This window comes from Leptotrichia sp. oral taxon 215 str. W9775, from assembly GCF_000469505.1.
GTDB lineage: Bacteria > Fusobacteriota > Fusobacteriia > Fusobacteriales > Leptotrichiaceae > Leptotrichia_A.
The window spans coordinates 59,261-66,806 of the sequence record NZ_KI272873.1; the positions used below are offsets into that span (position 1 = coordinate 59,261).

Below are 7,546 nucleotides of genomic sequence, written 5' to 3' on the forward strand. Positions count from 1 at the left end.
TTTAATTTTTACTATTTTGAAACAACCTCTTTTAGATTAAGATTATTTTCTCTTCAATTAATTTTATACCAGCAATTTACCATGTACATCTATCGCCTTATATGCTGGACGTATAATCTTCTTATCACTTGTAATCTGCTCGATTCTGTGGGCATTCCAGCTTGCTATTCTGGCAAGGGCAAATAGCGGAGTAAAAATATTTGTTGGAATGTTGAGAAGCTTATAAACAAATCCTGAATATAAATCAACATTTGCACATATTTCAAAACCTTCCCCTTTAATTTCCTTACCTATTTCCTTTGTAAATTTTTCCACATTGCTGAACAGTTCAAATTCTTCAAGCTGGCCTTTTTCTTTTGCAAGCTCATAGGCTTTTTTCTTTAAAATAACAGCTCTCGGATCTGAAAGTGTATAAATTGCATGTCCCATTCCGTAAACCTTGCCACTTCCGTCAAATGCTTCACCCATAAATATTTTTCTTATATACTCCTTCAGAAATTCTTCGTTAGTGTAACTGCAATTCTTCTTTATATCCTCAATCATATTGGAAACCATACAGTTTGCCCCTCCGTGTAAAGGCCCTTTAAGTGAACCTATAGATGCGGAAACTGAAGAATATGTATCTGTTCCTGTTGAAGAAACAACATGCGAAGTAAATGTGGAGTTATTTCCTCCTCCATGTTCAGCATGAATAAGGAGTATCAAATCAAGTATTTCAGCCTCCAGAGCAGTAAAACTGCTGTCAGGTCTCAGCATATGAAGTATATTCTGGGCAATACTGTATTCCTTTACAGGATTATGAATAATAAAACTTTGCTTAAAATGCTTATGATTTACAGCATGATAGCTGTAAACCAGAAGGCTTGGAAACTTTGCAATAAGATGAAGAGCCTGATTAATCAAGTTTTCAAGCGAAGTATCATCAGGATTTTTATCAATAGTGTAAAGACATAAAACTGTTCTCTGAAGCTGGTTCATTATATCTTTACTCGGCTGCCTTAAAATAAAATTTTCTATAAATTCATCAGGCAGTGTACGATATTCTTTTAATGTACTGTTAAACATCTTAAGTTCAAAATTTGTAGGAATTTTCCCAAAAAGTAATAAAAACATTGTCTTTTCAAAGGAAAAAAACTTCTCTTTTCCAAATTCCTTCAAAATATCTTCAATAAGGAATCCTCTATAATAAAGTCTTCCTTCTTCAGGAATTTTCTTACCTTCCTGAACACTATATCCTTGGACAGATCCTATTTTTGTAAGTCCGACAAGAACCCCTGTTCCATTTTTGTTACGTAGCCCTCTTTTTACATCCAGTTCATCATACAGTTCTTCAGAAATGAAGTTATTCTCATGTATGAGATTACACATTTCCTTTATAAAATCACTTTTCATGGTTTTCCTCCTAATTTAAATGAACTAAAGATTTTCAATAATTTTTTCAGTAAATTCAGTTGTTGAAGCTGTTCCCCCCAAATCTGCAGTTTTCACATTTGAAACTTCCAATGTTTTTAATACGGCCTTCTCTATTTTGTCAGCATAATCATTAAGATTCATATATTTCAGCATTTCAATTCCTGAAAGTATAAGAGCAAGGGGATTTGCCTTATTTCGGCCTGCAATATCAGGTGCCGATCCATGCACAGCTTCAAATATTGCAATGTCATCTCCTACATTTGCTCCGGGAGCAATTCCAAGGCCACCTACAAGCCCTGCCACAAGATCCGAAAGAATATCTCCATATAAATTCATCGTTACAATAACCTTATATTTTTCAGGTCTGCTTACAAGCTGCATACACATATTGTCAATTATTGTTTCTTCAAGTGTAATTCCAGGGTATTCCTCTGCAACTTTTCTTGCAATTTCAAGGAAGAGACCATCTGTCAACTTCAGGATATTAGCCTTGTGGACAACTGTAACCTTATCCAGATTATTATTTTTAGCATATTCAAATGCTGATTTTATTATTCTGTGGCTTCCCTTTTCTGTAATTCTTTTAATTGCAATAGCAGTGGTCTTTTCTTCATTCTCATACTGTTCTTCACCTATATAAATTCCTTCTGTATTTTCCCTGAATATTACAATATCAACATTTTCAAATCTTGTCTTTACTCCAGGTAAATTTCTGCATGGTCTTATATTTGCGTAAAGGTCGTATTTTTTTCTCAAATATACATTTATACTTCTGAATCCTTTTCCAATCGGTGTTCCAATAGGTCCCTTTATGGCAATTTTATTCTTTTCCACACTTTTATAAAGACTTTCAGGTATCAGTTCCCCTGTTTTTTCATATACTTCTGTCCCTGCATTTTCTGTTTCAAAACTGATAGGAACTCCTGCAGCTTCAAAAATATTTTTTAAACTTTCTGATATTTCAGGTCCGATACCGTCTCCTGGTATTAATGTAACTATTTTATTCATAAACAAACCTCCATATATTTTTCAAAACCTCAATTTTACTACCCTGTGAATTCTTTCTGTCTAAAACTCATCTGACATGGCAAATGACAGATATCCTCCATAACCCAGTATCTTTAATTCTCTTTCTGATCCATTAAATTTAACTTTAAATTCTGTATTTTTTGTTTTGTTTTTTACTATAAATTCTCCCTTTTCCAGAGATTCTTTTATGTTTGTCAATTCCAGTTCATCATATTCATCAATTGAGTCATAATCTGCAGAACTGATGAATTCCAATGGAAGAATTCCACTGTTTATAAGGTTGGCTTTATGTATTCTTGCAAATGATTTTGCTATTACAGCCTTTATACCAAGATAAAGTGGAAGAAGTGCCGCATGTTCCCTGCTCGAACCTTGACCATAGTTATCTCCACCTACAATAATTCCACCATTATTCTTTTCAGCTCTTTCCTTAAAATCAGGAATTATAGTCTGAAAACAGTGTTCAGAAAGTTTAGGTATATTAGATCTGAAAGGAAGTAATGCCGCATTGGAAGGACATATATCATCTGTTGTTATATTATCCTTTGTTTTCAATATCACTTTCTTTGTAAAACTGTCCTGTAACTTTTCTCCAACTGGAAATGGCTTTATATTTGGCCCCATTATTATTTCTACATTCCCTCTTTCCTTTTTATCAGCAGAAGGATAAATATAATAATTATCTGAAACATCATATTTTTCAGGGAAATCTACTTTTATTTCATCTCCCAGTTCCCTAGGGTCTGTAAGATACCCTGTCAACGCTGATGCTGCCGCTGTTTCTGTACTTACTAGATAAACTCCTGCATCCATTGTTCCACATCTTCCCTTAAAGTTTCTGTTAAATGTTCTCAATGATATTCCATTTGATTTAGGTGCCTGCCCCATTCCTATACATGGTCCGCAGGCTGCTTCAAGAAGTCTTGCTCCTGCAGCAATAAACTTTGACAATGCTCCATTTTCAGAAACCATTTTCATAATACTGCTTGATCCTGGAGATAAAACAAGACTCACATCAGGATGTACCTTTTTCCCATCCAGAATAGCCGCCAGCTTCATAAAATCAGAATAGGAAGAATTTGTACACGAACCGATTGCTATCTGATCCACCTTTATCTTTTCTTCAGGTATTTCATGAACATTATCAGGACTATGCGGAAAAGCCGCAAGAGGTACAAGTTCATCCAGATTTACAACTAATTTTTCATCATACTCTGCATCTTCATCAGGCATCATTTCTATAAAATCCTCTTCCCTGGACTGCTTTTTGAAAAAATCCCTTGTCAGTTCATCACTTGGAAATATCGATGTAGTCGCCCCAAGTTCAGCTCCCATATTTGTAATGGTAGCCCTGTCCTCCACTGAAAGACATTTTATCCCTTCTCCGGTGTATTCCATCACATATCCTACTCCACCTTTAACAGTAAGCTTTCTTAAAACGTGAAGAATTATATCCTTTGCAGATACCCATGGCTGCAGTTTTCCCTTCAGTTCAATATTATAAACTTTTGGAGCCTTCAGATAGTAAAGTCCTCTAGCCATTCCTATGGCAACATCAAGTCCTCCTGCTCCTATTGCAATCATTCCAAGTCCTCCACCTGTAGGAGTATGACTGTCAGAACCAATTAATATTTTTCCAGGTTTTCCAAATTTTTCAAGATGTAATCTGTGGCATATTCCGTTCCCAGGTTTTGAAAAAATAATGTTATGTCTTGCTGCAGATGTTTTTATAAATTCATGGTCATCTGCATTTTCAAAGCTTGACTGAAGCATATTGTGATCTACATAAGCTACAGAAACTTCTGTTGCAACATCTTCTATATTCATGGAATTCAACTGAAGATACGCCATTGTTCCTGTTGAATCCTGTGTCAAAGTCTGATGAACTCTGACAGCGATTTCATTTCCCGCTTTTAACTCACCTTTTATCAAGTTATTGCTTAATATTTTATAGGTTAAGTTCATTCCCATAATTAGATTTCCTCCCAAATTTCATTTTATTTTAGTATCAATGAAATTATTATATAACTTTTAATTTACCCTAGTCAATAAATTCCCATGAAAAGCCCATATATTTTCATTATTAAAAAATCTATTATATATATCTTTAAAAGATAAAACTATATACAATTAATATAATTACAAAAAAAAGAACTGTTGCAGAAAATGGAATTTCCCATTTCCAAACAGTTCTTCTGTATTTTTTATTTTACATTATTTTTTTTGAACATCTAAAACTAATGTTTCTCCAGCTACAGCATTTCCTGATTCTACACCATTTAATGCTCCAAATTCATCTGAATTTGAAATAATTACAGGAGTAATTATTGATTTAGCATTTTCCTTTAAGAAATCATAATCATACTTAATTAGAGGAGTTCCTTTTTTTACAACATCTCCTTCATTTACTAATCTTTCAAATCCTTTTCCTTCAAGTTTTACTGTATCCATTCCAAAGTGAACGAATATTTCTAATCCTGAAGGTGTTACAATACTGAACGCATGATTTGTTTCAAATATTTTTTCAAGTTTCCCATCTGCAGGTGCTAACATTACTCCTGATTCTGATGGCTCAATAGCTATTCCATCCCCTATCATTTTTTGAGCAAAAACTTCATCAGGTACTTCTGATAAAGGTAAAAGCTTTCCTGAAATTGGTGCAAATACCTTTCCATTAAATTCTTGTGTTTCAGCTTCTTTTTTCCCTTTGAATAAATCGAATAAACCCATTTTAGACCTCCATAAAATTTTATTATATAATTAACATTGTTTAATATATATATAAATGTACCATATAAAGAATAAATAGTCAATGAATAAATAGCCAATTTTTTCTTTATTTATAACTATTTTGATTTATAATCATTCTTACATTTCCAATTATAATTCAAATAATTTTTCAAAGGCATTTTTTGAAACTGCAATAAACTTCATAAGATCATCCTGAGTAAACGTTGCTTCTTCTCCAGTTCCTTGAATTTCAATAAATTCTCCCTTGTCATTCATAATAATGTTCATATCCACATCTGCCTTGGAATCTTCTTCATATTCCAGATCAAGCAGTATGTCATTTTTTATTTTTCCAACACTAATTGCGGCTACTTTGGAAATTATCGGTATTTCATTCAGCTTTCCGTCATCAATTAGCTTTTCTATGGCAAGTTCCATAGCAAGATACGCTCCCGTAATTGAAGCAGTTCTTGTTCCACCGTCTGCCTGAATTACATCACAGTCTATTATAATCGTTCTTTCTCCGAGCTTACTCAAATCAATTGATGAACGTAATGCCCTTCCAATCAGACGCTGTATTTCCATCGTCCTTCCGGCAACCTTTCCTTTTGAAGCTTCCCTCTGAACACGATTATTTGTTGCCCTTGGAAGCATACTGTATTCTGCAGTTATCCAACCCGTTCCACTTCCTCTCAGAAAGGGTGGAATTTTTTCCTCAACTGTCGCATTACATATAACTTTTGTATTTCCAAATTCTATCAGTACAGACCCTTCAGGATGCATTATATAATTTTTTGTTACCCGTACTTCTCTCATTTCATCATTTTTTCTACCAGTTCTCACTAAAATATCTCCTCTTCCTGCTTAAACCAAAAGCAAAATAAACTTTCGAAATAAATTTCTAATGTCTGTCATTATTTTCCCTTATAAAGAGGAAACTTTTCTGCCAATTTCAAAACTTCATTTTTAACTTCTGCTATTTTTTCATCATCATTAACATTTTCCAATACTTTAATTATCATTTCAGCTATCTGGACAGCTTCATCTTCCTTCATTCCCCTTGCTGTTATTGCCGGAGTTCCAAGTCTTATTCCACTTGTTATGAAGGGTTTTTCCGGATCATTTGGAATAGAATTTTTATTACAAGTTATTCCTGCCTTTTCAAGACCTTCTTCAGCCATTTTTCCTGTAACTCCCTTAGGTCTTAAGTCTACAAGCATTAAATGATTGTCAGTACCGCCACTTACTATTCTCAATCCACCTTTTACAAGGGCATCTGCCATAGCTTTTGCATTTTTCACAACCTGTTTCTGATATTCTTTAAATTCAGGTGACAATGCTTCCTTAAATGCCACTGCCTTTGCGGCTATTATATGCATTAACGGACCACCTTGGATTCCCGGGAATATTGCCTTATCAATTTTTTTAGCTATTTCTTCATTATTTGTAAGGATTATTCCACCACGAGGCCCTCTCATTGTTTTATGAGTTGTTGAAGTTACAATGTCGGCATATTCCATTGGATTTGGGTGTTCTCCTGCCGCTACAAGTCCGGCAATGTGTGCCATATCCACCATTAAATAAGCTCCAACTTCATCAGCAATTTCCCTAAACTTCTTAAAATCAATTACTCTTGAATAAGCACTTGCCCCTGCAACTATTATCTGCGGTTTTTCCTGAATGGCAAGTCTTCTTATTTCGTCATAATCCAGCATTTCTGTTTCAGGATTTAATCCATATTCAATTCCTACGTAATTTTTCCCTGAAAAGTTTATTTTATATCCATGTGTCAAATGGCCACCTGAACTTAGTCCCATTCCAAGAATTTTATCTCCTGCTTCCAGCAATGAAACATAAACTCCCATGTTAGCCTGTGATCCTGAGTGTGGCTGAACATTTGCAAATTTCGCCCCAAAAATTTTCTTCAGTCTGTCAATTGCCAGCTGTTCCACAGTATCTGCATTTGCACATCCCCCATAATATCTTTTTTCAGGATATCCTTCCGCATATTTATTTGTAAATACAGAACCTGCAGCCTCCATAACTGCCTTTGATACAAAATTTTCTGATGCTATTAATTCTATTCCTTCTTCCTGTCTCTTTTCTTCTTCCACTATTGCGTTATACACTTCTAAATCGCAATTCTTAATATATTCCATATATCCTCCCTATCGGTTGCTTTTCTTCATTATAACAAAAAAAGCTGAATTTATCCAGCCTTCTTTATCACAATTTTATTTATTACACAATATAGCTTTTATCCTTTGGGTATTTGCATAAATATTATAACATAAATTACTAATTTGTAAAATTACAAAATACACATCAGTTAAATCAGTATTTGGTGCGAATGTTCGCACTAATTTAAACCATA

6 protein-coding genes are annotated in these 7,546 nt (G+C 34.1%); all 6 read right to left on the reverse strand.

Annotated features, from left to right (window positions below; translation table 11 throughout):
• Window positions 1-63 precede the first annotated feature (63 nt).
• The gene (locus tag HMPREF1984_RS10125; protein ID WP_021767907.1) at window positions 64-1,392 is read right to left on the reverse strand and encodes a citrate/2-methylcitrate synthase; all 1,329 of its coding nucleotides are present in this window, start codon (window positions 1,390-1,392) and stop codon (window positions 64-66) included.
• Between the two features lie 24 nt (window positions 1,393-1,416).
• Window positions 1,417-2,421 (reverse strand): isocitrate/isopropylmalate dehydrogenase family protein, encoded by a 1,005-nt coding sequence (locus HMPREF1984_RS10130; protein WP_021767908.1) that lies wholly within the window; start codon window positions 2,419-2,421, stop codon window positions 1,417-1,419.
• A gap of 60 nt (window positions 2,422-2,481) precedes the next feature.
• Complete coding sequence (locus HMPREF1984_RS10135; protein WP_021767909.1) at window positions 2,482-4,413, reverse strand: aconitate hydratase; 1,932 nt, start codon at window positions 4,411-4,413, stop codon at window positions 2,482-2,484.
• Window positions 4,414-4,656: 243 nt separating this feature from the next.
• Window positions 4,657-5,172 (reverse strand): PTS glucose transporter subunit IIA, encoded by a 516-nt coding sequence (locus tag HMPREF1984_RS10140; RefSeq protein WP_021767910.1) that lies wholly within the window; start codon window positions 5,170-5,172, stop codon window positions 4,657-4,659.
• 150 nt (window positions 5,173-5,322) lie between these two features.
• On the reverse strand, window positions 5,323-6,015 hold the full coding sequence (rph, locus tag HMPREF1984_RS10145) for a ribonuclease PH (RefSeq protein ID WP_021767911.1): 693 nt from the start codon (window positions 6,013-6,015) through the stop codon (window positions 5,323-5,325).
• A 71-nt stretch (window positions 6,016-6,086) separates the two neighbouring features.
• On the reverse strand, window positions 6,087-7,331 hold the full coding sequence (glyA, locus tag HMPREF1984_RS10150; RefSeq protein WP_021767912.1) for a serine hydroxymethyltransferase: 1,245 nt from the start codon (window positions 7,329-7,331) through the stop codon (window positions 6,087-6,089).
• Window positions 7,332-7,546 lie beyond the last annotated feature (215 nt).

Excerpts from the sequence above, each read along its gene's own strand:
- HMPREF1984_RS10130 (WP_021767908.1), bottom strand. The coding sequence starts at position 2,421 with ATGAATAAAATAGTTACATTAATACCAGGAGACGGTATCGGACCTGAA.
- HMPREF1984_RS10125 (WP_021767907.1), bottom strand. The coding sequence starts at position 1,392 with ATGAAAAGTGATTTTATAAAGGAAATGTGTAATCTCATACATGAGAAT.
- glyA (WP_021767912.1), bottom strand. The coding sequence starts at position 7,331 with ATGGAATATATTAAGAATTGCGATTTAGAAGTGTATAACGCAATAGTG.
- HMPREF1984_RS10135 (WP_021767909.1), bottom strand. The coding sequence starts at position 4,413 with ATGGGAATGAACTTAACCTATAAAATATTAAGCAATAACTTGATAAAA.
- HMPREF1984_RS10140 (WP_021767910.1), bottom strand. The coding sequence starts at position 5,172 with ATGGGTTTATTCGATTTATTCAAAGGGAAAAAAGAAGCTGAAACACAA.